Genomic DNA, 24,557 nt, shown 5'->3' with positions numbered 1-24,557 from the left:
GATCGCCTGATTGGTTCAATTCATGGCCTTCACAGGTTCGCTAGAAACAGTATGACCAGTGATCCTGTAGATATTGCAGCGGCGCTTATCTCAAACCGGCAGTCTTTTGTCCTCGCACTGGTGATGGGCTGTGCCGGGCGCGCAGAAGAGTGCGTGGGTGATATGACAATCTTCGCGGCTAACGGCATTGTGCTTGCCGGGAAAGCATGTCGGCTCGGCTCGGGGGCAGTGCTTCAGAGAAAAGTCCAGGAGTGCTTTGCGAGTGAGTCTCGCATTGTGCTGGATATCGACGTAACCGGGCGCGCGGTCGCAGATGGCGATGCTCGGCCCGGCAACTCGCTGAAAATATACTTGGAGGCCGTGGTGCCGCGTACGGGGGACCGGTAAGCGCCCCTGGGACAGGTTGTCGCCACCAAAAGGACGCGGTACGGTCCTCATATCGACCAGCCAACAGGCCCGGCAGAGCGGGGACGCCCCCATCAGGCAGGGGTATGGATGCGCGGATCAAAAACGAATTCGAGCCTGAGGCCACCGGGTTCGTAAGCCATCGTGTGTCGCTTGGGCCCGCTGCCCGAAACCTCCGGGGCAAACTCGACCATGACACCGGGCCACCCGGTGATTCGCGCAAATACGTCCTGAAGCGCCGCCTCGCTGCCCACACGCAACGCAAGATGGTGCAAACCTACATTCGTCTTGCGATCGAACCCCACCAGGTTCGCCTGATTGGTAACTTCCCAGAGTGTCACGATTGCCCGCCCGTCCGACATAAAGGCGGCAGGGTACTCTGGCCGCTCACCAACCTGCGACCAGTTCAGACAGTTCAGGAAGAAATCGCGGGTACGGTCAAGGTCGCGAACGACCAGTCCAACATGGTCGATGCCTAGCGTTAGCGGTTGATCACTCATTCTGTGGCTGTCCAGTTCAGTTTCCGGAATGACCGCGCTTGCCTGCATGGCGCTGCAAACAGCCTCGATATCGAAACTGGTTCGCGGTCAATCCGGAGTATAGGCTTGAAGCCGTGCCCGGTGCTCCGGTCCGCCTGTTCCCCGCTGGCACAAGTGTTGTACCAGTGCGCGCATTTACGCCAGATGCCGGCCTGCGGATACTGCTTTCGTCCAGGCTTGATGCCAAGAGGAGCTAGTATGCAAAACGATATCCATCCCGAGACTCCGTCGCGCCGTAGTTTCATTGGCATGGCGGCGGCGACCATGGCCGCGGGCTCATTGAGTCGGCTCGCTTTCGCGGAAGCGAATGAGGTCATCACCGAAGTCGTGACACTAGCAGGTGGTGACAAGACTGCTATCCGCTCACTACGTGTGGATGTCCCGGAGTCGCAGCTTGTCGAACTGCGTAGGCGCATAAAGGCGACCCGGTGGCCCGAGCGGGAAACGGTCAGGGATGCTTCGCAAGGCGTGCAGCTCGCGACGACGCAGAAGCTCGCGCGATATTGGGCGACGGATTACAACTGGCGCAAAGTGGAAGCGAAGCTGAACGCGCTTCCGCAATTTATTACCGAGATCGATGGGCTCGACATTCACTTCATCCACGTTCGCTCAAAGCATGCGAATGCGCTTCCGGTCATCGTCACGCACGGGTGGCCCGGTTCGATCATCGAGCAGTTGAAGATCATCGATCCCCTGACCAATCCGACAGCCCACGGCGGCACCGCTTCGGACGCGTTCGACGTCGTGATCCCGTCGCTGCCAGGTCACGGATTCTCGGGTAAGCCATCCACCACCGGCTGGGATCCCGCCCGCATCGCACGCGCCTGGGTTGTACTGATGCAGCGACTCGGATACACACGCTACGTGGCACAAGGCGGGGACTGGGGCAATGCGGTCACGGAGCAGATGGCCCTTCTGACTCCGCCGGGACTGCTCGGCATTCACACCAACATGCCGGCTACCATCCCGGACAACATTGCAAACGCCCTCAAGTCCGGCGACCCTGCCCCTGACGGCCTGTCAGCCGACGAGAAGCACGCGTATGCTCAACTCGATTTTTTCTACAAGCATGGCCTCGGCTACGCCCTGGAGATGGCGAACCGCCCGCAGACGCTGTATGGACTTGAGGATTCACCAGTCGGCCTGGCAGCCTGGATGCTCGACCACGATGCCAGCAGCCAGGCACTCATCGGTCGCGTATTTGACGGCCGATCCGAAGGACTTACGCGGGATGAGCTCCTCGACAATATCACGCTCTACTGGCTGACTCGAACCGCAATCTCGTCCGCGCGTCTGTACTGGGAAAACAAGTTCAATTTCTTCGCGCCGAAACACGTCACCATTCCGGTTGCCGTGAGCGTGTTCCCGGATGAAATCTACGCCTCGCCGCGGAGCTGGACGGAGAAGGCGTATCCCAGGCTGATTCACTTCAACCGCCTTCCCAAAGGTGGGCACTTCGCAGCATGGGAACAACCGCAAGCATTCTCGGAAGAGGTTCGCGCGAGCTTCCGCTCGCTGCGGTGAATGCGATGACACCGACGCGAGGACTATGCGGCCGTCACGGGCGTGAACTTCTCGGGCTTCTTCTTCATCACCCAGCTGGCCATCGCCGAGATGCAGAAGCAAGGTAGCTGTCACGTGATCAGCATCACCGCCAGCCTGGTCGATCACGCGATCAGCGGCGTGCCGTCGGTACTCGCTTCGCTGGCCAAGGGCGGGCTGAACTCGGCCACCAAGTCGCTGGCCATCGAATATGCCAAGACCGGCATTCGCGTGACCGCGGTGGCACCCGGCATTATCAAGTCGCCGATGCACCCGCCCGAAACCCATGCGGCACTGGGCGCGCTGCACCCGATGGGCCATATGGGCGAAATGCAGGATATCGCGCAGGCCGTGCTGTACTTGCAGTCCGCGCCGTTCGTGACCGGGGAGATCCTGCACGTCGACGGCGGCCAGAGCGCCGGCCACTAAACGGGTACCTGCGCAGTAATGAAGGGCGCCCGCGCTGGGGGCGCCCTTGTGTTTCTGTTGTCCTCAGGCAGCTCGCGCCAGCCCGCCGAACCGTGTCCGCGCGGCCTTGACGAACGCCTCCATGGCGCTAGACAGGTAGGCATCGTTGCGCCGGATGAAAAGCGTCTCCACATGCGCCTTCTCCGGCGGCAGGTCGTGGATCACGACGGCGTCCTGCTGCGCCGCGGCAGCGACGACGCTCCTGGGCAGCAACGTGATGCCGATCCCGCCCGCGACGCACGCGACGATGGCATCGAGCGAGCCGAATTCGAGCGGCATCGCCACGTGCACACCCATCTCCCCTAACAGGCTCTCCAGGCGCTGCCGGTATGAACAGCCCATGCGGAATACGATCGTGTTCAGATCCTGCGCCGACTTCAATACTTCGAGCGACCGCATCGTCCGTGGGGTCACCAGCACAAGCTCCTCTTCGAAGATCGCCTCACAGTGCACATCGGGGTGATCGAGTGGGCCGGCCACAAACGCCGCATCGAGACGGCACTCGACCACGTCGGTCGTCAGGCTACAACTCGTTCCGGTAGTCAGCGAGAGCCTTACGTCCGGGTACATGCGTGCGTACGTACCGAGTAGCGGTGCCAGCCGCAGCGCGGCGGTCGTCTCCAGCGTCCCCAGCAACAACGATCCACTCGGCGGGCCATCGTCCCTTGCCGCCTGACGCGCATCCGATACCAGCTTCCCAACGCGCGCGGCATAGGGAAGCATGCGTTGCCCCGCCGGCGTCAGGCTGACGCCGCGCACATGCCGCTGGAACAGCGCGACGCCGATTTCCCTTTCGAGCGCACGAATGCGGGCTGTCACATTGGATTGCACCGTATGCAATTCGCTCGCGGCCTTGTTCATGCTACCCAGACGCGCCACGGCTTCAAAAAACCTCAGATCTGCCACATCCATGTCCCGCTCCTTTGGCGTCATGTGGTCACCTGCCCGCAGTGTATGCCACGGCCACCTAAATTGCAGGGACAATCTCACAGCGGTAATCACTTCCAGAGATACCTGCATCTCGATAAAGCGTTTATTGATCCGCAAATCCGTTGCTAGGATTTTCCCTAGTGAATCCATCCGGTAGTGCCCACACCATGAACAGATCCGCCGCTGTCCTCCCCATGCCGCCATCGCTCGACACCGGCGAGAGCTACGCCACCCGCAATGCCTCGTACTGGAAACGAAACCTGATCATATGCGTATTCGGCTCGTTCACGACGCTGGTCAGCCTGAGCATGCTGTTGCCGTTCCTTCCTCTCTACGTCGAGCAGCTCGGCGTCAAGTCGTCGGCGGACATCGTGCAGTGGTCCGGGCTGGCGTTCGGCGTCACGTTCCTCGGCACCGGACTGACCGCGCCGATTTGGGGTCGGCTGGCCGACCGCTTCGGCCGCAAGCCGATGCTGATCCGCGCCGCCGTGGGCATGGCTGTCGTGATGTCGATGATCGGCCTGGCGCACAACGTCTACGAACTGGTGGCCCTGCGTCTGGCCGCCGGCCTGGTCGGCGGCTATGCGTCGGCGGCGATCGTGATGATCGGCACGCAGGCACCCAAGGAGCGCGCCGGCTGGGCATTGGGCGTGCTGTCGACCGGCGTACTGGCCGGCAACCTGATCGGCCCGCTGATCGGTGGCCTGCTGCCGAACCTGATCGGCATCCGTGGTGCGTTCTTCGCTGGAGGGGCGATGATCTCGGTGGCCGCTTTGCTGACCATCGTATTCGTCAAGGAAGACTTCTCGCGTCCGGTGAAGCGCCAGACCAAGTCGGCGCAGACGACAGACGCCCTCCGCAAGACCAACCGCATGACGATCGCGGCGCTGCTGGTAACGGCGATGATGGTACTGTTGGCCAACATGTCGATCGAGCCAATCATCACCGTGTATATCTCGCAGCTTGATGTCGCGCATGACCGCCTGGCCACGGTAGCCGGCATCGTGATGGCCTGCTCGGCGTTCGGCAGCATGCTCACCGCACCTAAGCTCGGCGCGCTGGCCGACCGGATTGGGGCGTGGAACGTCATCATCGGCTGCCTGGTCGCCACCGCGATCGTCATGATTCCGCAGGCATTCGTGCAGAACTGGTGGACGCTTGCGATCCTGCGCGGACTGATGGGCATGACGCTTGCAGGACTGCTGCCCAGCATCGCCAAACTCGTGCGCCATTCGGTGGACGACAACCAATCGGGCAAGATGCTGGGCTATCTGCAATCGGCCCAGTTCGCGGGCCAGGTGATCGGCCCGCTGATCGGCGGCCAGATCGGCGTGCAAGTGGGCATGCGCTCGGTATTCTTCGTGACTAGTGCGCTGTTGCTTGCCTGTGCAGTGCTGGACCGCTGGGCCAAGTCCCGCTGATCGCATGCCGACCACGGGCAGATAGCCGCGGCTGGCCGCCGCTTCAGTCAAGCGCGTACTTCCCGCGCACCAGATGGCCGATACCGAGTCGATCGAGTACGGCCAGCGGACACAGGAAGGTCACGCGTACGGTCCCGGGTAGCCGGCCTCGATCGAGCCGGTAATCGTGGCGCGATTGAGCACTTCGTCATAGGCCAGACCCGTCCCTTCAGACGCGCGCTACAGCCCGTTCTTCGTCGCCCATGACGCTGGAGATCACGCGCGCGCGCCCGGGCCACAAGAGCAAAGGATCGATCATGGCATATGCCACCTGCCAGTTGGTGCGGGATTGATGCTGATTGCCGGCATGCCCGGTGCTGGCGTCACACACGCGGCCGGCCTGTCACCCGCGAACGCGGCGATCCCGCAGGAAGAGATCCAGTGGGGTTCGTTTCCGGCGTTCCGAAACGCGCGCAATTGGCGGTGCTGGTCGGCAACCCGGCCCTACCCGGTCCGTACGTCGTGCGCGTGAAGGTACCGGGCGGCGTAAAGCTGATTCCTCCCATGGCTTTGGCAGTATGTCATCGCCGCAGACGTGTTTAGAATGTGTTGCGCGGCCACTGCCGGACGCGTCGCCAACCCTCACCAGAAGGTGTCAACGCCCATGAAGCGCCAATTCGACGACCTGCAACTGGGCAGTATCGAACTGTTCTGCCGGGCGGCGGAGCTCAGCAGTTTCACCGCCGCCGCGGTGGCCGCTGGGGTCACGCCGGCGGCGGTCAGCCGCAGCGTGTCACGACTGGAGGAACGGCTGGGCGTTCGTCTGTTCGTGCGCACGACGCGCCAGATCCGGCTCACTGACGAAGGGCGCGCCTATTTCGAGCAGACACGCAGCGCTCTGGCGCAGCTCGTGGACGCCGAGCGACAGGTCAGCGGCCAGCATGGGACGCCCGCGGGGCGGCTCAGGATCAGTTTGCCTACGCCCTATGCGCACTATCGCGTATTGCCGGTCTTGCCAGAGTTCCGCAAGCGGTTTCCAGAGGTGGACATCGACACGCACATCAGCAATCGCAATGTCGATTTTTCGGATGATACCTATGACCTGTCGGTCCGTGGACGTGCGCCTGACGATTCCACGCTGATCGCGCGCAAGCTCGAAGACGCCGAGATGGTGGTGGTGGCCACCCCCGAGTACCTGCGACGCAGCGGCGTGCCGAAATCTCCGGAGGACTTGGCCTCGCACGAATGCATTCAGTTCGAGCGGCCCAGCAGCGGCCGGCGTCTAGCATGGACATTCAAGCAAGATGGTGAGGAATTCGATGTGGTTACCAGCGGCGCCTATGCGACCTCGGAGGACGCGCTCGGCGGCGCAACGCTGGCGCGCGCCGGAGCGGGCCTGTTTCAGACCTATCGCTTTGTGGTGGAACAGGACCTGCGCGAAGGGACGCTGGTGGAGGTTCTGCAGGAATTTGGTGGTAGCACGCGCCCGTTTGTCCTGCTGTACCCACACGCCAGGCACGTATCACACCGGGTGCGCGCCTTTGTCGAATTCCTGGTGGACAAATTCGCGCCGTAACGCCGACGGCCGCCTTACTTCCGGCGCGGGTCGTCTTCCTCGTGCACGTAGTCGATGCCCAGTGGGCCCGTGCCACTCACCTGAGTGACATATTCCCCCGACCGGGCCCAGTGGAAGTGCGGCGTGCCGCCCGGCAATCGGCTTCCGCCTCGCGGGCAAGACGGACGTGATCCTTCATTGTTGGCGCGTCGCCGGCATAGGCCTCGATCGCGAACAGCACGCCAAGCGTAAGCCGTCCTGGTGCAAACATGCGCGCGAACCCCGGGTTGGAATGTGGTGTGGACTGGGGAACGGGTATCAGCATGACTGCCTCCGTGGATGGGTCGATGTGGCCATTCTGGCGCACCGTCGCCCTCGGATCATCGGGGTTCCCAGCAATTCAATTGTTCTCCGGCGTTGACAGTGCTCGGGCCAATCCAGCGGTTGTTACACCGTGTATGGACTCATGTTCCGCCCGCACGGTTTTTCAGGCCCTTTTCGCCGCCTACATTGCTTTCCAACGATGCATCCGCGCGTTACTGGAACCACCCAATGTTCAAACTCATCAAGCAACTGCTCGTGTCGGCCTTCAACCAGGCTCACGCTGCAAAGGAACCCGAAATGAAAGCCAAAGTCCTCGTGCTCTACTACTCGACCTACGGCCACACGGAACACCTGGCCAACGCCATCGCCGACGGTGCACGCAGCGGCGGTGCCGAAGCCACGGTCAAGCGCGTGCCAGAGCTGATGCCTCCCGAAGTCGCCAGGCAGGCTGGCGCCAAGACCGAGCAGACAGCTCCGATAGCAAAACCGGAAGAACTGGCCGACTACGACGCGATCATCATCGGCACGCCGACGCGCTTCGGCCGCGTCGCCGCCCAGGTTGCCAACTTCCTCGACCAGACTGGCGGCCTGTGGGCCGGCGGCAACCTGATCGGTAAGGTAGGCGGTGCCTTTGTCTCGACGGCCAGCCAGCATGGCGGCGCCGAGACCACGCTGTTCTCGATCCTGACCAGCCTGATGCATCACGGCATGATCACCGTGGGTCTGCCGTACTCGTTCAGTGGCTTGACACGCATGGACGAAGTCACGGGCGGCGCCCCGTATGGCGCAACGACGCTGGCCGGCGTGGATGGCGCGCGCCAGCCAAGCGAAAACGAGCTGGCGGGCGCACGCTTCCAGGGTCGTCATATCGCCGAGGTCACTACCGCACTTCTGCGCGGCCGCAACCAGTAAGCCTATACAGCCGGGCGGCGCGATCATCCCGCCGCCCATCCCTCAGGAGAACGCATCATGTCCCGCAGAAACACCCTGCCGTCCGTCGACGATGACCATCAGCGGATCCTGGAACTGCTGCAAACCTACCTCGATGCCCTCTACGACGGCGATGCCCGCACGCTGCGATCCACGTTTCATCCCCAGGCATTGCTGTTCGCCGAAGTCCGCGGCGAAATCGTGCAGAAGACGATCGACGTCTACGTGGACGGCGTGGCCAATCGCGGAAGTCCGGCGTCGCGCAATGATCCTTATGGCATGTCGATCCTCTCGGTCGAGGTGATCGGCGAGATCGCCTCGGCTAAGGTCCGCGTAAAAGTGACCGGCAACAACTATTTCAATTTCCTGTCGCTGCTCAAGACCGGTGGCAATGAATGGCGCATCGTCAACAAGCTCTATACCCATCTCGACGAGTAGTACCATTCTTGACTTACCGTTCTCGATTCACAATACTATCTACACTTTAATTCGTTATTGGAGAACGACACGGATAGTGTCGTGGACGACGTGGAACTCGCTGAACTTGAGATCTTTCGAGCCGTGGCGCGGGAACAGAGCATCACCCGCGCGGCAAAAACCCTTGAAAGAGTCCAGTCCAACGTCACAACGCGCGTAAAGCAGCTTGAGGAAAGCCTCGGCGTAGCCCTGTTCCAGCGCGACAGCAAGAAGATGACCCTGACGCCAGAGGGACAACGGCTGCTCGGCTATGCGGAACAGTTGCTGACACTGGCCGAAGAGGCGCGCCAGTCGATGCGTGCCGGAACGCCGAGTGGGAAGCTGCGCATTGGCACAATGGAAAGCTCGGGCGCAACCCTGCTGCCGAAGCCGCTCGCGCGCTATCACGCAGCATGGCCGGACGTCGAACTGGACGTGACGACGGGCACCACGCAAGGCCTGGTCGATGCCGTGCTGGGCTACCGGCTCGACTGCGCCGTGGTGGCGCATCCGGGTACGGCATCGGCAAGCCGCGTCGCAATCGGTGAACTGGGCGAGGGCCTCGAAGGCACCTTCCTGAAGACCGAGGAGCTAGTGCTGGTATTGCCCGCCACGCACCCGAAGGTGCGCCGCCCGGAGGATGTGACGCTGCGCCGTCTGACCGCCTTCACACGTGGATGTACCTATCGCCGTTGCGCCGAGGAATGGCTGGAGCAGGCCGGCGCCGAGATCCGTCGCACGCTTTCCGTCGTGGAGATGCCTTCCTATCACGCGATGCTGGCCCATGTGGCGGCCGGCTCGGCCGTAGCGATCGTGCCGCGCTCGCTGCTGGCATTGCATTTGGATGCGGCCGAGTTCCAGACCGTGCCCGTGCGGCCGGTCCACACCTTTCTCGTGAAGCGCTCCGGCTTCACAACGTCAGCCTACGAAGCGTTCCTGCGGGAGTTGCGTCATGTCTAGCAGTACCCAATCACCGTCCGCGACCTCGGGGGTGCTTGCAACCGCCCGCGGCGCATGGCAGGAGCCCTTTGCAGCAGCGCTTTCACTGGCCGTAGTCATGGGGTTCGGGCGTTTCGCGTTCACGGGGATGTACCCGCTGATGGTGCAGGAAGGCATCATGTCCGTATCGACCGGATCGCTTTCGGCTTCCGCGAATTACGCGGGCTATCTGGCCGGCGCGCTGATCGCGACGAAGATCCCTCCGCGTGCCGCCAGCTCATGGACACGCGCGGCGCTCGTGGCAAGTGTGCTTTGCATGCTGGCACTGGCCGTGTCCGCCTCGCCCGCCGTCCTCATTGCACTGCGCTTAGTCGCGGGCGTGGCCAGCGCGATCGGCCTCGTCTGTGCCTCGGTCTGGCTCCTGAATGTCATCGGTCGCCACGACGGCGCGCCGGTGCTATTCGCCGGCGTGGGCACCGGCATTGCCGTGTCGGCCGAACTGATTGCCGTCGGCAACATGACCCGGGCAGGCAGCAGCAGTCTCTGGATTGCCCTGACGGTAGGCGCCCTTGCGCTTGCACTTTTCGCATGGCGCCCGATCCGCCACCCTGAAACCGAGTCGGTCCGGCCTGCGGCCGGCAGCCTTGCCCAACCGCAGCACGTGCTCGGCGCCTGGTCGCTGGTTGCCAGCTATGGCCTGGCCGGCCTCGGCTACATCATCACCGCCACCTACCTGCCCCTGCTGATTCATGGGGCCCTGCCTGACGTCAATTCGCTGCATGTCTGGGCGATGTTCGGGCTCGCGGCGGTGCCGTCGTGTTTCCTCTGGCACGCGGTGCATGAACGTCTGGGCACACGGCGTGCGATGCAATGGAACCTGGTCGTCCAAGCCATCGGCGTAGCGTTGCCGGCCGTCGATCATTCGGCTGCTGCGTACGTTGGTAGCGCGATCCTGGTAGGCGGCACGTTCGTAGGCACCGTCACCATTGCCGTGCCGGCTGCGCGTCATGCGGCACGTGCCATTCGCTTCAACCTCGTTGCCGCCATGACCGCTTCATACGGCGTGGGTCAGATTGTCGGCCCCCTGATGGCATCGGCGCTGACCGCCCACGGCAGCAGCTTCAACAGCTCGATGGAAATCGCCTCGGCTGCATTGCTGTTCGCGGCAGTCATCTGCCAGATCTAGTCCACTCGTATTCAACTGGAAGGTCTCAAATGAACACGACACAAACCCGGTATCTGCGCGGCACCCTGCTGTCGGCGCTGAAGCTCGCGACGCCCATCATCCAGGCGCCGATGGCCGGCACCAGCACCCCTGCAATGGCGGCCGCTGTCTCTGAGGCCGGCGGTCTCGGCTCGCTTGGCGTCGGCGCGATGGAAGCCGAAAGCGCACGCACGGCGATTCGCGAAACGCGTGCCCTAACCGGAAGGCCGTTCAATGTCAATCTCTTCTGTCATGTCCCTGCCGCTGCCGACGCGGACCGGGAGAAGGCCTGGCTTGACTATCTAGCACCGGAGTTTGCGAAGTTCAATGCCACCGCTCCGACCAGCCTGCGAGAGATCTACAAGAGCTTCGTGGCCGACGATGCGATGTACGAGATGCTTCTGGAAGAGAAACCCGCCGTGGTGAGCTTCCACTTCGGCCTGCCCGCACACGAAAAGATCAACGCGCTGCGCGCCGCCGGCATCGTGCTGTTGGCCAGCGCCACCTCGCTACGCGAGGCGCGTCTTGTCGAAGCAGCCGGCGTCGATGCCATCGTTGCGCAGGGGATTGAAGCCGGCGGGCATCGCGGCGTTTTCGAGCCCGGCGACTACGACGAAGGTCTTGGCACACTCGCCCTGGTGCGTCTGCTGGTCGAGCGTACCAATCTGCCGGTGATCGCATCCGGCGGGATCATGGATGGTGCCGGTATCGCTGCGGCACTGGCGCTTGGCGCCGATGCCGCACAGCTTGGCACCGCATTCGTGGCCAGTGCGGAATCGGCTGCCGACGCGGCCTACCGCGCGGCGCTTGTCGCCAGCGATACGCGCCCGACCACCCTGACTCGCTCGATCTCGGGGCGTGCCGCGCGGGGCTTCACGAACCGGCTCACCGAGCTCGGTATTGCACCGGATGCCCCTCCCCCGCCCGACTATCCAATCACTTACGATGCGGGCAAGGCGCTGAACGGCGCCGCCAAAGCCAAGGGCAACAGCGACTATGCGGCCCAGTGGGCCGGCCAGGCCGCACCGCTGGCCCGCTCGCTTCCCGCTGGCGAGCTGGTCGCCCAGCTGACAGCGGAACTGAAGGCCGCCATCGAACGATTGAACGCCCTGCGGGCTGCCATTGGCTGATGCACTGCCCGGCGGCCGGTCTGCGCCACGATTCGACGAGACCGGCCCCCGATGCGCAGGACATTGATCAACGCTTTCGATCTGATGCACAACACTGTGATAGCCGTGGGCAATACAGGGGCGACAGTAGCGAAGCACTTCACTGTAGCGCCGCCGTCCACTGGGCGCGAGCAGCGCAGCACGCAAGATGCTCGTCGGCAGGCCGAGGCTACCGTGCAATCGGCTCTCTCCACGGATGCCGCAGTTCATCGAAACATTTGGCGATGTGGTCGTGGTAGCGTCTCGCTATTCCGTGTCGTCCAGCTTGACCGTAAAACCGCGCTGCACGCCAGGACGCGCCCATAATGTCTCGTACCAGCGCTTGACGTTCGGGAATTGACTGAGGGAAACCTGATGGCGCTCATGCCGCCATGCCCAGCCGAGAATTGCAAAATCGGCCACGGACAGTTCGCCGGCGACGAACTCCACATCTGCAAGCCGGCGGTCCAGCACCCCATAGAGGCGGTACGTTTCCTCCGAGTAGCGCTTGAGACCATAATGCCGGTCGACTTCGGACTCGAGCATGCGGAAATGATGGACCTGGCCGGGCATGGGACCGAATCCGCCCATCTGCCACATCAGCCATTCGAGCACCGGTACGCGCTCGCGCAAGCTTGCCGGCAGGAATCTGCCAGTCTTCTCGCCAAGGTAAAGCAGGATCGCGCCGGATTCGAACACACTTATCGGCTGCCCGTCGGGCCCATTGGGATCGACGATTGCCGGGATCTTGTTGTTCGGGCTGATGCGCAGGAACTCAGGCGCAAATTGCTCACCCTTCGAAATATTCACCGTCTTGACCGTATAGGGCAAATTCATTTCTTCGAGCGCGACGCTGATCTTGCGTCCGTTTGGCGTATTCCAGGTGTGCAGCAGGATACTCATGAGTTGCAATCCTTTGGATCGGGCGCGCCGATGGCACGTTCAGTACCACTTTAATCAGCTAGCCAGATGAGTGGGAGAACGGCTTCGAGCGCTCAACCCTCGCCCCTGGCGTGGCGGGCGGCGGGCGGCGGGCGGCGGGCGGCCGTCATGTTCGCAGCATACCCGCGCCTCAGGCCACCGCCAGCATCATGTCGATGATTGCCAGCGTTCGAACAGAGGCAGACCTGACAGCGGCCCGGGATTGACACTGGTGCCATTGCCCCTTGCCCCGCTCCCGCTCAGTGCCCTGCGCTCTGGCCACCGTCGACGTGCAGGATCTCACCCGTGACGAACGGCGCCGAATCGAGATACAGCACGGCATCGACGATGTCGCGCATCTCCCCCATATGGCCCACCGGGTGCAGAGCGCCCAGCGCCTCGTGGGTTTCGGGCGGATGCATCGGCGACTTGATGACGCCGGGCGCAACCGCGTTGGCGCGGATGCCAGTCTTGGCGTACTCGATGGCCAGCGACTTGGTCGCGGCGTTCAGGCCGCCCTTGGTCAGCGAGGCCAGCACCGACGGCACGCCACTGTTCGCATGGTCGACCAGGCTGGTAGTGATGCTCACCACATGGCCGCTGCGGTTCTTCTCCATCTCCGCAATGGCCAGTTGCGTGATATGGAAGAAGCCCGTCAGGTTGACGCCGGTGACCGCGGCATAGTCCTCGGCCGTATAGCTGGTAAATGGCTTGGCGACGAAGACGCCGGCGTTGTTGACCAGCGTATCGATACGGCCGAACTTTGCTACGGCCTCGGAGATGACACGGTGCGCGGTTGCCGGATCGGCGATATCGCCAGGCACCGCCAGGATATCCGGGTCATCCGACGACCGGATGCTGCGGGCCGTGGCGACCACGCGGTGGCCGCGCTCGCGGAATGCCTTGACCAGTTCAGCGCCAATGCCTTGCGATGCGCCCGTGATAACTACGACTTTCTTTGCTGCGCTCATGTCTTGAACCTCGATGTAAGTTGGTTCGGCCGTGTTGCCGATCGGGCCGGCGGCTCCGATGGGTTCCAATCTAGGCAATTCCGTGCTGCGTTCGAAGACCTTGCGGCAACAAACAGTTATGCGTGGCGGGCACAAGTCAGTCGCGACACCGGCCCGCTGCTGAGAGCGTAAAGCATCCCTTTCGCCACTGGCACAACGCTTCCTTCAGCATCGACTGCCTCCGATGACACACATACGACCCTTAGATCGCATGAACCGACAGGCCACATCGCACATGGGCCGATGGCACATGCGGAAATTCCCGGACGCTCTCGTGCCAGGCGATTGTTGCCATGGCGAACCAACAGTAGTTACCGCGGTTGTCTTCCCCCCCGGGGCTGCCCCAAATACATTGAAGCAATGCGTCGGGCAACGAATGGGCCCCACGCCACGGCAATGCCGGGGCTTGCCGGTCGCTTCAGCCCCCGATTTCAGCCTCGATTCTGGAAAACCCATGGAAGACCAACTGCTGGTCCTGCACCTGCTGCAGAAATACCTCGACGCCCTGCACGAGGGCGATGCGCCATCGCTGGCGAAACTCTTCGACCCGGAGGCCGCCGTATTCGGCATGGTCCGCGGCGAGGCGGTGCACAAGCCGGTGGCGACCTACCTGGATGGCGTCGCAAACCGAAACAGCCCGCGGGCGCTGGGAGAACCCTACCGCATGCGGATACTGTCCGTTCAAGTCGTGGGCAATATCGCATCGGCAAAAGTCCATGTGCCCCTACTCGGCAACAACTACTACAACTTCCTCTCGCTACGGAAGCGGGATGACCGCTGGTGGATTATCAACAAGCTTTATGCGCATGTCGACGCCTGAAGCGAGCCACATGCCCGCATGACCGATGCCGGCCATCCGGCCGGCATCACTTCCCTGAACTGACTGGATAGAAGAATGGAACTGATTTTCGTCGGCGACCCGATGTGCTCCTGGTGCTACGGCTTTGGCAAGGAGCTTTCCGCGCTTACCGCGCGCTTCCCGCAACTGCCCCTGCGCATCGTCGCGGGCGGGCTCCGTGCCGGTGCGACCGATGTGCTGGACAACGCGGGAAAGCAGATGCGACTGCAACACTGGGCGCGCGTGGAGCAGGCCAGCGGCCTGCCGTTCAACCGGCAGGGCCTGCTGGACCGCACCGGCTTCGTCTACGATACCGAGCCCATCTGCCGGGCAGTGGTGACCGCGCGCGACCTCGCACCGGACGCCGACCTGCTGGCAGTATTCCGTGCGCTGCAGCACGCCTTCTATGTCGACGCCCTGGACACGACCGATGGCCGCGTGCTGGCCGAGGCCGGATCGCAGGCGCTGACGCGTCTGGGCTTTGCCGTCAGGGCCGACACCTTCCTCGCACGCTGGCAGGCGCCGGAGATCCAGGCGCAAGCCCAGGCGGATTTTGCACTGGCGCGGTCCTGGAACATCCGCAGCTTTCCGGCACTGCTGCTGCGCGTCGGCAACGAGCTGCATATGATCGCCGGCAGCTATTCGGCGGCGGAAATGCTCGAACGCCGCCTGCATGCCGTGCTTGAAGAGACGGCAGCACGCACCGGAACTTAAGTGCCGCAACTTGCCGGACCCGCCGGATCCGCTGGACCCGACGACGGGTCCGGCGGGAATCATTCAGCCAGCGGCTCGTGGCTGAATGCATCCAGCTCGCGGGCGAGACTCTGCGCCGCCTGCCTGACCAGCGCGGCGCCCTTCTCCGGCGTCGCCAGCCCCGGGTCGGAGCCGATGCGGCCGTCCGGATAGCGCGCGCGGAAGTCCAGCGCTTCACGGATCGGCCCAGAGGGGGCGATCTTCGGCGCATAGTCCGCATGTTTCACGGCGTCTGGAAAGGCCCACTGGGTGATCGCGATCTCGGAAGGCGTGGCGTGGGCGCCATGGCCCACCGGGAACTGGTCGCGCGCCAGTTCGCCGACGCCCTCCAGGTCCCACCAGTTGCAGAGCTTCAGCGCAAATCCCGCGCGGCGCCTGCCGAAGCTGGCTTCGGCATAGAGTTCGGAAAACGCGGCATCGATCGAGGACACGTTGCCGCCGTGGCCGTTCAGGAACAGGATCTTTTCAAACCCGTGCCCCGCCAGCGAACGGACCCAGTCCCCGATCGCCGCGATAAAGGTCGACGGACGCAGCGAGATGGTTCCCGGGAAGCCGAGGTGATGCTGGGCCATGCCGATATTGAACGTCGGCGCCACCAGAATGTCGGCACTCTTCTCGGCTTCATGCGCAATGATTTCCGGACACAGCCAGTCGGTGCCCAGCAGCCCGGTCGGACCGTGCTGCTCGTTCGAGCCGATCGGGACCACGATGGTGCGGCTGCGCGCCAGGTATTGCTCGATCTCCGCCCAGGTTGAAAGATGTAGTCGCATAAGTACTCCTGTTTTGGTCCGTGCGCCGGACGTCATGGATGGCGTTGTGTTCCGCGGCGCGGGATCACCGTTTCGCGGGAAGCTTGTTGGCGAGGATGATCATGGCTGCCAGCAAGGGCAGGCAGGCCATCAGCAGCACGCCGAGATGGAGGTTGCCGGTTGCCGTCTTGGCCCAGCCGATGATGGCGGGGCCCCAGAATCCGCCCGACAGCCCGATGGTGTTGATCAGCGCAATGCCGCCGGCCGCCGCGGGGCCCTTGATGTATTCGGCAGGCATGGCCCAGAACACGGTGTAGGCCATCCAGAGCCCCATGGTGGCGAGGGTGAGCAGCACCAGCGACACGGTCAGGTTGCCATCCGCCAGGATCGATGCGGCCAGCAGCGCGCCGGCAGCCAACGCCGGGATCGCGCTGTGATAGCGCCGTTCTCCCGAGCGATCGGACTTGCGGCCCATGTAATACATGCCGAATGCGGCCGCCACGTAAGGCACGGCTGAATACCAGCCCAGCTGCACCGTATCCGCGACGCCCTGCGCCTTGATGATGGTCGGCAGCCAGAAGCTGATGGCGTAGATGGTCGCGATGATGCAGAAGTACGCCAGTGCGAGCACATAGACCCTGACGTCCTTTGCGACCGCCTTGAACGAGTGCTTGTGCGCCGCCGCATGCCCGACGTCCGCTTCCAGCAGCCGCCGCTCCGGCTCGCTGAGCCAGGCCGCCTGTGCGGGACGGTCCGGCACCAGCCGGAGCGCGAGGATGCCCAGCAGTACACAGGGAAGGCCCTCGATCAGGAACATCCACTGCCAGCCGGCCAGGCCGGCATGGCCGGAGAGCGCGGTCATCAGCCACGCCGAGGCCGGGCCACCGACAATGCCGCCGATCGGGCCCGCCAGGAACACAATGGCAATGGCGCGGGCCATGCGCTGCGGCCCGTACCAGCACGACAGGTAGTAGATCATGCCCGGCGCAAAGCCGGCCTCGAAGATGCCGAGGAGGAAGCGCATGGCATAGAACATCGGCACACTATTCACGAACAGCATGCAGGAGGACGTGATGCCCCACAGCACAAGGATGCGGCTGAACGTCTTGCGTGCCCCGACCCGCGGCAACAGCAGGTTGCTCGGCAGTTCGAACAGCACATAACCCAGGAAGAAGATGCCGGCTCCCACGCCATAAGCCGCGTCCGAGAAACCCAGGTCGCCTTGCATCTGCAGCTTGGCAAAGCCGATGTTGACGCGGTCCAGGTAGGCGAACAGGTAACAGATCAGCAAGAAAGGCAGCAAGCGCCAGTTGATCTTGCTGTAGAGCGCTGAGGCGTCGTCGACGGTGCTCGGGGTGGGGATTGCCAGCATGCTGCCTGTCTCCGTATGGTTACGTGTCGATGGTTCTTTTATGGCATTGATATTGGCAGCGGCGGCGATGCGGGCAAAGAGCAACTAAGTCCACGTTCCGTTCCCTCTTGGGCAACACCCCCTCCGGGAGCGGCGCGAACGCCCCTCCCGGAGTCGTGTCGTGCTCCGCACCGCACGTGGCAGACAAGGGGAAACCAGGTTCGGGTATCGTTATTGCCCGGCCACCCACGCCCTGAACAGGCGGTTCGACATGCGAGAGATCAATCAGCAGCGGCTGCGGTACTTCCGCGAAGTGCTGGCACACGGGACCATCCGCGGGGCCGCGGCCAGCCTCAACACCTCGCCATCGGTGATCACCCGGCAGATCCGTCTGCTCGAGGAAGAGCTTGACGCGACGCTGTTCGAGCGCGAACCGCGGGGGCTGAAGCCGACCGCGGCGGCCACGCACCTGCTCGAGTTCTGGCGGGGCTATCGTTCGCACCAGGAGAGGCTTGAGGACCAGTTGCACTCGCTCAAGGGACTGCAGCAAGGCGAGGTCCGCCTGGTGCTGAGCGAGGGCTATGTGGATCTTCTGGTCAACGAAGTCCTGGCGCAGTTCTGCGCGCGCTACCCCAGGCTCGATATCCACATGGACATCCTGGCGGTGGATGGCGTACTGGAGGAAGTCGCGGAGAGCCGCGCGCATATCGGCCTGGCCTACAACCCGCCGCCGCATGCGCGCATCGAATACCGCGCCAGCGCGCCGCAGCCGGTGGTGCTGCTGCTCCGCCCCGACCACCCGCTGGCCCTGCGCGGCGGCGCGGCCAGCGTCCAGGACCTGCAGGCCTATCCGCTTGCGATGATGCCGGCATCGTTTGGCGTCGGGCATGCATTAAGCATGGTCGAGTTCGCCGAGAACATCTCGATCCGCGCGACGCTGGTCAGCAACTCGCTGACGGCGCTCAAGCAGTTCGTCGCCTACGGCGATTACATGACGCTGATCGGTGAGTTCGCTGCCTACCGCGAGATCGCGGCCGGAACCCTCGCCGTCGTGCCCATCGATCACCCCCTGCTTCTGGGCACCCAGGCCCGGCTGCTGGTGAAGGCCGGCAGGCCGTTGCCGGCGGCGGCACTCGAACTGCTGGACCACATCACCCGACACATGTCGATGTTCGCGCGGCACGACCCCGGCGGGAATGGCCGGTAGTCCTGCCGTCCAGCGCCGGGAAGCGCGGCAGCACGTGCGTGGCAAGCTCGTCCAGTACCGCCTCGGCCGGGCGGCTGCCGTACTTGAGGTTGAACAGCACATGGTTCGCGCCAGCACGCTCGAGCCCCTCCAGATAGCGCATCAGCCAGCCGCGGCCAAGGCGGTGGCCGCCGTGGATCGGCGTGGGTGCGGCATCGGGATCGGCCACCAGGTCGATGTGATATGGCTGGGCAAAGGGCTTGAAGGCGTCCGGCGCGGCGGCCTCGACGCTGGCATGCCACTGGCGGATCCGCCCGGCCTGGATCTCAAGCTCGCGCGCATAGGTGATCCACCCGTCGGCCTCGCGCGCGATCCAGTCGATCGATTGCTGGCTGTTGCCGGTGACAATCAGCGGGACGCGCTTCGACACCGGCTTGGGCACCGGGTCCGCCGCCTGCAGCGTGCCGTAGGAGCTGCGGATCTGCGGGTAGGTCTGGCCCCAGACGGTGTCCAGGTACTCCACCTGCTCGCGGAACATGGCCCCACGTGCCTCGTGTTCGATGCCAAAGGCAGGAAACTCAATCGCGCGGTCCCCGGATGCGATGCCCAGCACCAGGCGGCCCCCGGTAAGCTGGTCGATGCTGGCCGCCGCCTTGGCAGTATGCAGGGGATGGCGCAGCGGCAGCACGATGGCCGCGGTGAACAGCGCGATGGAGTCGGTCTGGCCGGCCACGTACCCAAGCCAGGTCCAGGGGTCGTAAATCTGCCCCAGGTCGCCAAAGCCGGGATCGCGCAGCGGCACGTCGCGCACGCCGAGCGCGGCAAAGCCGGCCTGTTCGGCGCCGCGCGCGAGGCTGATCTGGTCGCGCATGGTCGGGGCATCGCCAGGGTACGACTCGATCGCGAACAGCACGCCCAGGGTCAGCCGGCCCCGTGCGAACATGCGCGCGAAGCCCGGGTTGCGCTGCGGCACATACGGGGACGGCGTCAGCATGACGGCCCCCACGGAGACGGCACAGCCAGGACCCGGTGCCTCAGGAACGTGTAGGGAATCTCGATCAGTTCGGCCGCTTCGAGCGTGAGGTCCCTGGGCAGTTCGTCCGCCCAGTGGTCCGTGCTGTCGCCGGAGCTCAGCGACGCGAAACGATGATGGGTGTCTGGCTTCATGGCAATGACCTGGCAAGGTTCAGGAACCGCGTGAGCGTTGTCACGCGGGGATGCCTTGAATTCTGGACAACCGCCGCCGCAAGATCATTGGGGCGCGCTGCATTTCACTTGTTCCGCCGCATTCACAGTGCGTGGCGGCTTCCCGGCCCCCGGCGGGTAATTCGCGCTGCCCCGACCCGAGCCGCCTCAGTAGTCGACCAGGCGCTTGCCGTCGACTTCCGTCAGCAGCTAGGCGGCCTGCAGTTCCGCGCCCCGCGCCATGCGCCGGATGGCCTGCGGCGGCTGGCCGAAGGCCCGCAGGAAGGCACGGCGCATGCGCTCGCGATCGCCGAAACCGGTGTCCCGCGCGACCACGTCGATGCTGTGGCGACCGCTTTCCATCATCAGCCTGGCCGCCTCCACGCGCAGGTGCTCGACGGCTTTGGCGGGCGTCTGCCCCGTCTCGTCCCGGAATGCGCGGGCGAACTGGCGCGGGCTCAGGTGCGCCGCATCCGCGAGCTGGTCCACCGAAAGCTCCTGCTGCAGGTTTTGCCGCGCGAAATCCAGCGCGGCACGAATGCGGTCGGAGCGGGGCTCGAGATCCAGCAGGGCCGAGAATTGCGATTGCCCGCCGGCCCGGCGGTGATACACGACCAGTTGCTTCGCGACATCGCGCGCGACGGCGCCACCGGCATCCTTTTCCACAAGCGCCAGCGCCAGGTCGATGCAGGCTGACATGCCCGCCGAGGTCCATACCTCGCCGTCAATGATAAAGATCCGATCCTCCTCCACCTGAACATGCGGAAATCGCCGGCGCAGCAGCCCCGCGTAGTACCAGTGCGTCGTGGCCCGGCGGCCATCGAGCAGCCCCGCTTCGGCCAGGTTGAAGGCACCGGTGCAGGTCGCGCCAATCCGCCGCGACGTTCTTGCCGCCCGCTGCAGGAACTCCACCAGCGCGGGCGACGTAGGCAGCACATCGTTGTCTCCCACGACCAGCACCGTATCAAAGCGGCGCCTGCCAAACGGCTCCGTGCTCACAGCAAAGCCGCCAGACGACAGCACCGGCCCGCCATGCTCGGACAGCAGGTGAAGCTGGTACAGCGGCTGCCCGAGCGAGCGGTTGGCAAACTCAAGCACCGTCGAAACCGCAAGGTTCATTGCCTGGAACCCGGGATAGAGGGCAAGTGCTACGTGATGCATATCGATCTCCAGTTTGCAGTCAGGGGCACCCCACGGGTGATGGCAGAAAAAGTTGTATCTATGACATTGGCGCCACTCCATTGTGCACCTAATCTTCGTTTCGCGCAGCCGCCGCATCGATCGCCGGCTGCCAGAAACCATCCACATTGAATCTGGAGCATTGACATGACAACGCACTCGTACGCCGGCACCGCCCTGATTACCGGCGCCTCTTCCGGCATTGGCGCCATTTACGCAGACCGCCTGGCCCGCCGTGGCCATGACCTGATCCTGGTGGCACGCAACCGCAGCCGGCTCGAAGCGCTGGCCCGCCGGATCACCGACGAGACCGGCCGATCGGTCGAGATCGTGACGGCAGACCTTGGCCAGGCTGCGGATGTACGACGCATCGAAGAGGTGCTTCGCACCGACGCCAGCATCACCACGCTGGTCAACAACGCCGGCTTCGGCGGCGCGGGGCAGCTGCTGCAGTCGGATGTCGACAAGATGCAGGAAATGATCGAACTCAATGTCACCGCGCTGACGCGGCTGACCTATGCCGCAGCCCCCGCCTTCGTCGCGCGCGGTCAGGGCACCATCATCAATATCGCCTCGATTGTCGCGGTGGCGCCCGAGATCCTGAATGGCGTCTATGGTGGTTCGAAGGCGTTTGTGCTGGCCTTCACCCAGTCGCTGCAACATGAGCTTGCCGGCAAGGGCGTGCGGGTCCAGGCCGTGCTGCCGGGCGCGGTCCGTACAGAGTTCTGGGATATTGCCGGCCAACCGGTGGAGAACCTGCCGCAGGCCTGGGTCATGAGCGGCGACGACCTGGTCGACGCCGCCCTGGCAGGGCTGGACCAGGGCGAGGTGATTACCGTGCCGTCATTGCCCGACGTTGCCGACTGGCACGCTTTCGAGGCTGCCCGTGCGGCGCTCGGCCCCAATCTTTCCCGTGACCAGCCTGCGGCGCGCTACGGCATCACGCGCTGACAGATTCGCCCACGCGAGCCCATTCCGGCACGCCCCGCCTGAAACGCAGGTATCCGGCAATGTGCCGGATACCGCGCGATTCTCTTCCGCATCCCGCCTCACAGGCCCAAAGGCCCCCGCCAGGCGCCGCCCGTTTGTACCACTATGTATCAGGCGCAGCGAACGATACGTGCCCTGACAGAAATGGTGTCCTGACACTATAGGACAGATACACCGGTTTCCTTTAATGCATCTCGTGGACCGGCGGCGTACGTCGACAAGACGATCCCCCGGCCGCGCCATCCAATGCAGACCTCCAGGAAACCGACCATGACTACCCATCTTACCAAGCGCGTTGTCTTCGCCATCGCCCTGCTGGCCGCGGCGGCCGGCGCCCAGGCCGCCGCCTCCAGCGCGCGCGACCCGTTCACCGAAGGCGCACGCGCCGTGCAGGACGCACGCAACCCGTTCGTCGACGGCGCCCGCGCCGTGCGGGACGCACGCGACCCCTACAGCGAGGGCGCGCGCAATGTCGACCCGTTCGACAAGGGCGAGCGCTTCCTCGCCGGCTGGGACCGCACGGGCCCTTCGGCTGATCCGGCCCGCAGCTTCGATCCCTTCCAGGACGGCGCCCACGCCTGATGCCGCGCATCGCCGCGATTCCCCTTTCGCTGGCTTTACTTCTTAGTTCTCAATGCAGGATTTTCCTATGAAGCGCTCGAACGCTATCGTTGCAGCCACCCTCGCCCTGTCGATCAACGCCCTCGCCTTTGCCGCCCACGCCGCCGAGCCCCCCAAGGCTCTGGAAAAGTGTTACGGCGTGTCCCTCGCCGGCAAGAATGACTGTGCCGCGGGTCCCGGCACCAGCTGTGCCGCCACCTCCAAGACTGACTACCAGGGCGATGCTTGGACCATGGTCGAGAAGGGCACTTGCACGACCATCAAGACGCCCAAGGGCTATGGCTCGCTGAAGCCGATCCTGTAATGTCGCGCGCCAGCCCGTACGCAAGCGCCCCTGGACGGGTCCCGGCCGCGGTGAACGCCGCGCTGCTGCTGGTGGCCCGCCTGGGTATTGCCTCGGTGTTCTTCCTGTCGGGTCGGACCAAGGTGGAAGGGCTGCTGGCGATCAAGGCGTCCACCTATGCGCTGTTCGCCTCGGAGTACGCCTTGCCGTTGCTTCCGCCAGACCTGGCCGCCGAGCTCGCCACCTGGTCCGAACACCTGTTCCCGGTGCTGCTTGTGCTTGGCCTGTTCACGCGGTCCTCGGCGGCGGCGCTGCTTGGCATGACGGCGGTGATCGAGATCTTCGTCTATCCCGCTGCCTGGCCCACGCACCTCACCTGGGCGGGCCTGCTGCTGCCGCTGCTGGCATACGGCGGCGGTGCCTGGTCGCTCGAAGGGGTGTGGCGCACCTGGGTGCGCAAGGTCTAGCCGGGCACCGCCCCCACCCTTATCTGTTTTCCCACAACAACTTTGGCCCCGCCCTTGGGGCCTACCGGAGATTCGCATGCGGTTTATTCCGTTGATTGCCACCACGGTGGCACTGGCCACCCCTGCACTCGCCCCGGCGGCTACGCCGCCGGCGCCGCAGGGCGCCAAACACGTCGTCCTCGTGCACGACGCCTTCGTGGATGGTTCAGGCTGGCGCGTGGTTCATGACAGCCTGAAGCTCAAGGGCTACAAGGTCAGCGTGGTGCAATTGCCGCATACCACGCTGGGTGAGGACATTGCTGTTGTGCGCGACCGCGTCGCCGTGCAGGACGGTCCGGTCGTGCTGGTCGGCCACGGCTACGGCGGCCTGGTCATCACCGAAGCCGGCGCCCGGCCCAAGGTGAAGGCACTAGTCTACGTCGCCGCCATGGAGCCCGACGTTGGCGAAGGCATGAACCAGCTCAACGCCTCCATGCCGCCAGCCGCCGCGGCCAGCGTGCGGTCGACGCGGGATGGCCACCTGTATATCGATCCCGACCGGTTCAACGCCGACTATGCCGCCGACCTGACGCCGAACCGCACCGGCTTCCTGGCCAATTCGCAGGCACTGGTGCCCGACGCGCTGTTCCGCGGCAACGTCTGGACCGCCGCATGGCACGACAAGCCGAGCTACGGCATCGTCGCCACCGAAGACCGCCTCCTGAATCCCGACCTGCAGCGTCAGATGTACAAGCGCGCCGGCGCCCGCGTGACTGAGATCAAGGCCAGCCACGCAGTTCAGATCTCCCAGCCTGAGAAGGTTGCGGAAGTCATCGAAGAAGCCGCGCGCAACGTCCAGTAGCGCCGGCACCTGTTTCCCCCAACCCAACCCAACCGGAGTTTCAACATGACCATGACCAAGAAGTCCCGCATCAGCTTTGCCACTGCCGCCGCCTTTGTTGCGCTGGCCTCCCTGTCCTCGATCTCGGTGCCGGCACAAGCCGCCGGCGGCGACGAGCCCGGCCGCTGTTACGGCGTCAATGCCTGCAAGGGCAACAGCCTGTGCGCCACTGCCAGCAATGACTGCGCCGGCCTGAACGAGTGCAAGGGCAAGGGCGTCGTCGTCAAGCCCGCCTCGGTGTGCCTGAAGGAAGGCGGCACGCTGACCGAGCCGAAGTAAGCGCCGGACCGGTCCCGGGTGGCAC

27 protein-coding genes and 1 pseudogene are annotated in these 24,557 nt (G+C 64.3%); 19 read left to right on the top strand and 9 right to left on the bottom strand.

Annotated elements, in window-relative coordinates; genetic code table 11:
- Positions 1–51: 51 nt before the first annotated feature.
- Positions 52–387 (top strand): hypothetical protein, encoded by a 336-nt coding sequence (locus DN412_RS19610; RefSeq protein ID WP_115213116.1) that lies wholly within the window; start codon positions 52–54, stop codon positions 385–387.
- A gap of 92 nt (positions 388–479) precedes the next feature.
- Here DN412_RS19610 and DN412_RS19605 read toward each other — a convergent pair whose 3' ends face one another.
- Complete coding sequence (locus DN412_RS19605) at positions 480–905, bottom strand: VOC family protein (protein WP_115213172.1); 426 nt, start codon at positions 903–905, stop codon at positions 480–482.
- Between the two features lie 237 nt (positions 906–1,142).
- Here DN412_RS19605 and DN412_RS19600 point away from each other — a divergent pair, with 237 nt between their 5' ends.
- Positions 1,143–2,468, top strand: coding sequence for an epoxide hydrolase family protein (locus DN412_RS19600; protein ID WP_115213115.1), 1,326 nt, complete (start codon positions 1,143–1,145; stop codon positions 2,466–2,468).
- Between the two features lie 18 nt (positions 2,469–2,486).
- Positions 2,487–2,915, top strand: a pseudogene (locus DN412_RS19595) (SDR family NAD(P)-dependent oxidoreductase); the annotation flags it as partial.
- A 63-nt stretch (positions 2,916–2,978) separates the two neighbouring features.
- On the opposite strand, the gene DN412_RS19590 reads toward DN412_RS19595, so the two are convergent.
- Positions 2,979–3,866, bottom strand: coding sequence for a LysR family transcriptional regulator (locus DN412_RS19590; protein ID WP_115213171.1), 888 nt, complete (start codon positions 3,864–3,866; stop codon positions 2,979–2,981).
- 185 nt (positions 3,867–4,051) lie between these two features.
- Between DN412_RS19590 and DN412_RS19585 the strand changes: the two genes are divergently transcribed.
- The 7 genes from DN412_RS19585 to DN412_RS19535 all read left to right on the top strand — a co-directional run bounded on the left by DN412_RS19585 (position 4,052) and on the right by DN412_RS19535 (position 11,822).
- A complete protein-coding gene (locus DN412_RS19585; protein ID WP_115213114.1) occupies positions 4,052–5,305 on the top strand; it encodes an MFS transporter in 1,254 nt (417 codons plus the stop codon).
- Positions 5,306–5,948: 643 nt separating this feature from the next.
- On the top strand, positions 5,949–6,860 hold the full coding sequence (locus tag DN412_RS19570; RefSeq protein WP_115213170.1) for a LysR family transcriptional regulator: 912 nt from the start codon (positions 5,949–5,951) through the stop codon (positions 6,858–6,860).
- 600 nt (positions 6,861–7,460) lie between these two features.
- Entirely contained in the window at positions 7,461–8,075 is a 615-nt protein-coding gene (wrbA, locus tag DN412_RS19555) for an NAD(P)H:quinone oxidoreductase (RefSeq protein WP_115213169.1), read from the top strand.
- 57 nt (positions 8,076–8,132) lie between these two features.
- Positions 8,133–8,531, top strand: coding sequence for a nuclear transport factor 2 family protein (locus DN412_RS19550; RefSeq protein ID WP_115213113.1), 399 nt, complete (start codon positions 8,133–8,135; stop codon positions 8,529–8,531).
- A 90-nt stretch (positions 8,532–8,621) separates the two neighbouring features.
- A complete protein-coding gene (locus DN412_RS19545) occupies positions 8,622–9,509 on the top strand; it encodes a LysR family transcriptional regulator (RefSeq protein ID WP_115213168.1) in 888 nt (295 codons plus the stop codon).
- A complete protein-coding gene (locus DN412_RS19540) occupies positions 9,502–10,674 on the top strand; it encodes a YbfB/YjiJ family MFS transporter (RefSeq protein ID WP_115213112.1) in 1,173 nt (390 codons plus the stop codon). The genes DN412_RS19545 and DN412_RS19540 overlap by 8 nt, the downstream gene beginning before the upstream one ends.
- A gap of 29 nt (positions 10,675–10,703) precedes the next feature.
- Positions 10,704–11,822 carry an NAD(P)H-dependent flavin oxidoreductase gene (locus DN412_RS19535; protein WP_115213111.1) on the top strand — a complete coding sequence of 373 codons (1,119 nt, stop codon included), beginning with the start codon at positions 10,704–10,706 and terminating at the stop codon, positions 11,820–11,822.
- Between the two features lie 285 nt (positions 11,823–12,107).
- Here the strand turns inward: DN412_RS19535 and DN412_RS19530 are convergent, their stop codons facing one another.
- The gene (locus tag DN412_RS19530) at positions 12,108–12,743 is read right to left on the bottom strand and encodes a glutathione S-transferase family protein (RefSeq protein ID WP_115213110.1); all 636 of its coding nucleotides are present in this window, start codon (positions 12,741–12,743) and stop codon (positions 12,108–12,110) included.
- 278 nt (positions 12,744–13,021) lie between these two features.
- Positions 13,022–13,732, bottom strand: a complete 711-nt coding sequence (locus DN412_RS19525; protein ID WP_115213167.1) for an SDR family NAD(P)-dependent oxidoreductase — start codon at positions 13,730–13,732, stop codon at positions 13,022–13,024.
- Between the two features lie 493 nt (positions 13,733–14,225).
- Here DN412_RS19525 and DN412_RS43435 point away from each other — a divergent pair, with 493 nt between their 5' ends.
- Complete coding sequence (locus tag DN412_RS43435; protein WP_161564014.1) at positions 14,226–14,591, top strand: nuclear transport factor 2 family protein; 366 nt, start codon at positions 14,226–14,228, stop codon at positions 14,589–14,591.
- A 75-nt stretch (positions 14,592–14,666) separates the two neighbouring features.
- Entirely contained in the window at positions 14,667–15,323 is a 657-nt protein-coding gene (locus DN412_RS19515) for a DsbA family protein (RefSeq protein WP_115213108.1), read from the top strand.
- Between the two features lie 59 nt (positions 15,324–15,382).
- Here DN412_RS19515 and DN412_RS19510 read toward each other — a convergent pair whose 3' ends face one another.
- Together DN412_RS19510 and DN412_RS19505 are read right to left on the bottom strand one after the other, a co-directional pair.
- Positions 15,383–16,132: a creatininase family protein gene (locus DN412_RS19510; protein WP_115213107.1), complete on the bottom strand. Its 750-nt coding sequence runs from the start codon at positions 16,130–16,132 to the stop codon at positions 15,383–15,385.
- Positions 16,133–16,196: 64 nt separating this feature from the next.
- Positions 16,197–17,483, bottom strand: coding sequence for an MFS transporter (locus DN412_RS19505; RefSeq protein WP_115213106.1), 1,287 nt, complete (start codon positions 17,481–17,483; stop codon positions 16,197–16,199).
- Between the two features lie 250 nt (positions 17,484–17,733).
- On the opposite strand from DN412_RS19505, the gene DN412_RS19500 reads away from it, so the two are divergent.
- A complete protein-coding gene (locus tag DN412_RS19500; protein WP_115213105.1) occupies positions 17,734–18,669 on the top strand; it encodes a LysR family transcriptional regulator in 936 nt (311 codons plus the stop codon).
- On the opposite strand, the gene DN412_RS19495 is transcribed toward DN412_RS19500, so the two are convergent.
- From DN412_RS19495 to DN412_RS19485, 3 genes are all read right to left on the bottom strand, one after another.
- Positions 18,614–19,642 carry an LLM class oxidoreductase gene (locus DN412_RS19495; RefSeq protein ID WP_115213166.1) on the bottom strand — a complete coding sequence of 343 codons (1,029 nt, stop codon included), beginning with the start codon at positions 19,640–19,642 and terminating at the stop codon, positions 18,614–18,616. The two genes, DN412_RS19500 and DN412_RS19495, sit on opposite strands and share 56 nt — an antisense overlap.
- Positions 19,636–19,815, bottom strand: coding sequence for a hypothetical protein (locus DN412_RS19490; protein ID WP_115213104.1), 180 nt, complete (start codon positions 19,813–19,815; stop codon positions 19,636–19,638). Before DN412_RS19490 ends, DN412_RS19495 begins: the two co-directional genes overlap by 7 nt.
- Positions 19,816–20,043: 228 nt before the next feature.
- Positions 20,044–20,994 (bottom strand): GlxA family transcriptional regulator, encoded by a 951-nt coding sequence (locus tag DN412_RS19485; RefSeq protein WP_115213103.1) that lies wholly within the window; start codon positions 20,992–20,994, stop codon positions 20,044–20,046.
- Positions 20,995–21,159: 165 nt separating this feature from the next.
- Between DN412_RS19485 and DN412_RS19480 the strand changes: the two genes are divergently transcribed.
- From DN412_RS19480 to bufA2, 6 genes are all read left to right on the top strand, one after another.
- The gene (locus DN412_RS19480; RefSeq protein ID WP_115213102.1) at positions 21,160–21,963 is read left to right on the top strand and encodes an SDR family NAD(P)-dependent oxidoreductase; all 804 of its coding nucleotides are present in this window, start codon (positions 21,160–21,162) and stop codon (positions 21,961–21,963) included.
- 309 nt (positions 21,964–22,272) lie between these two features.
- Positions 22,273–22,584: a hydroxyquinol 1,2-dioxygenase gene (locus DN412_RS19475; protein ID WP_115213101.1), complete on the top strand. Its 312-nt coding sequence runs from the start codon at positions 22,273–22,275 to the stop codon at positions 22,582–22,584.
- Positions 22,585–22,651: 67 nt separating this feature from the next.
- Complete coding sequence (locus DN412_RS19470) at positions 22,652–22,927, top strand: BufA1 family periplasmic bufferin-type metallophore (RefSeq protein WP_115213100.1); 276 nt, start codon at positions 22,652–22,654, stop codon at positions 22,925–22,927.
- Positions 22,927–23,373: a DoxX family protein gene (locus DN412_RS19465; protein WP_115213099.1), complete on the top strand. Its 447-nt coding sequence runs from the start codon at positions 22,927–22,929 to the stop codon at positions 23,371–23,373. The genes DN412_RS19470 and DN412_RS19465 overlap by 1 nt, the downstream gene beginning before the upstream one ends.
- Positions 23,374–23,449: 76 nt before the next feature.
- Positions 23,450–24,214, top strand: a complete 765-nt coding sequence (locus DN412_RS19460) for an alpha/beta hydrolase (RefSeq protein ID WP_115213098.1) — start codon at positions 23,450–23,452, stop codon at positions 24,212–24,214.
- Between the two features lie 45 nt (positions 24,215–24,259).
- The gene (gene bufA2, locus DN412_RS19455; RefSeq protein WP_115213097.1) at positions 24,260–24,532 is read left to right on the top strand and encodes a BufA2 family periplasmic bufferin-type metallophore; all 273 of its coding nucleotides are present in this window, start codon (positions 24,260–24,262) and stop codon (positions 24,530–24,532) included.
- Positions 24,533–24,557 lie beyond the last annotated feature (25 nt).

It is taken from the genome of Cupriavidus lacunae (assembly GCF_003353055.1).
Lineage (GTDB): Bacteria > Pseudomonadota > Gammaproteobacteria > Burkholderiales > Burkholderiaceae > Cupriavidus > Cupriavidus lacunae.
Note: the sequence above shows the minus strand (reverse complement) of the source record. Positions and strands in the feature narration are given on the sequence as shown.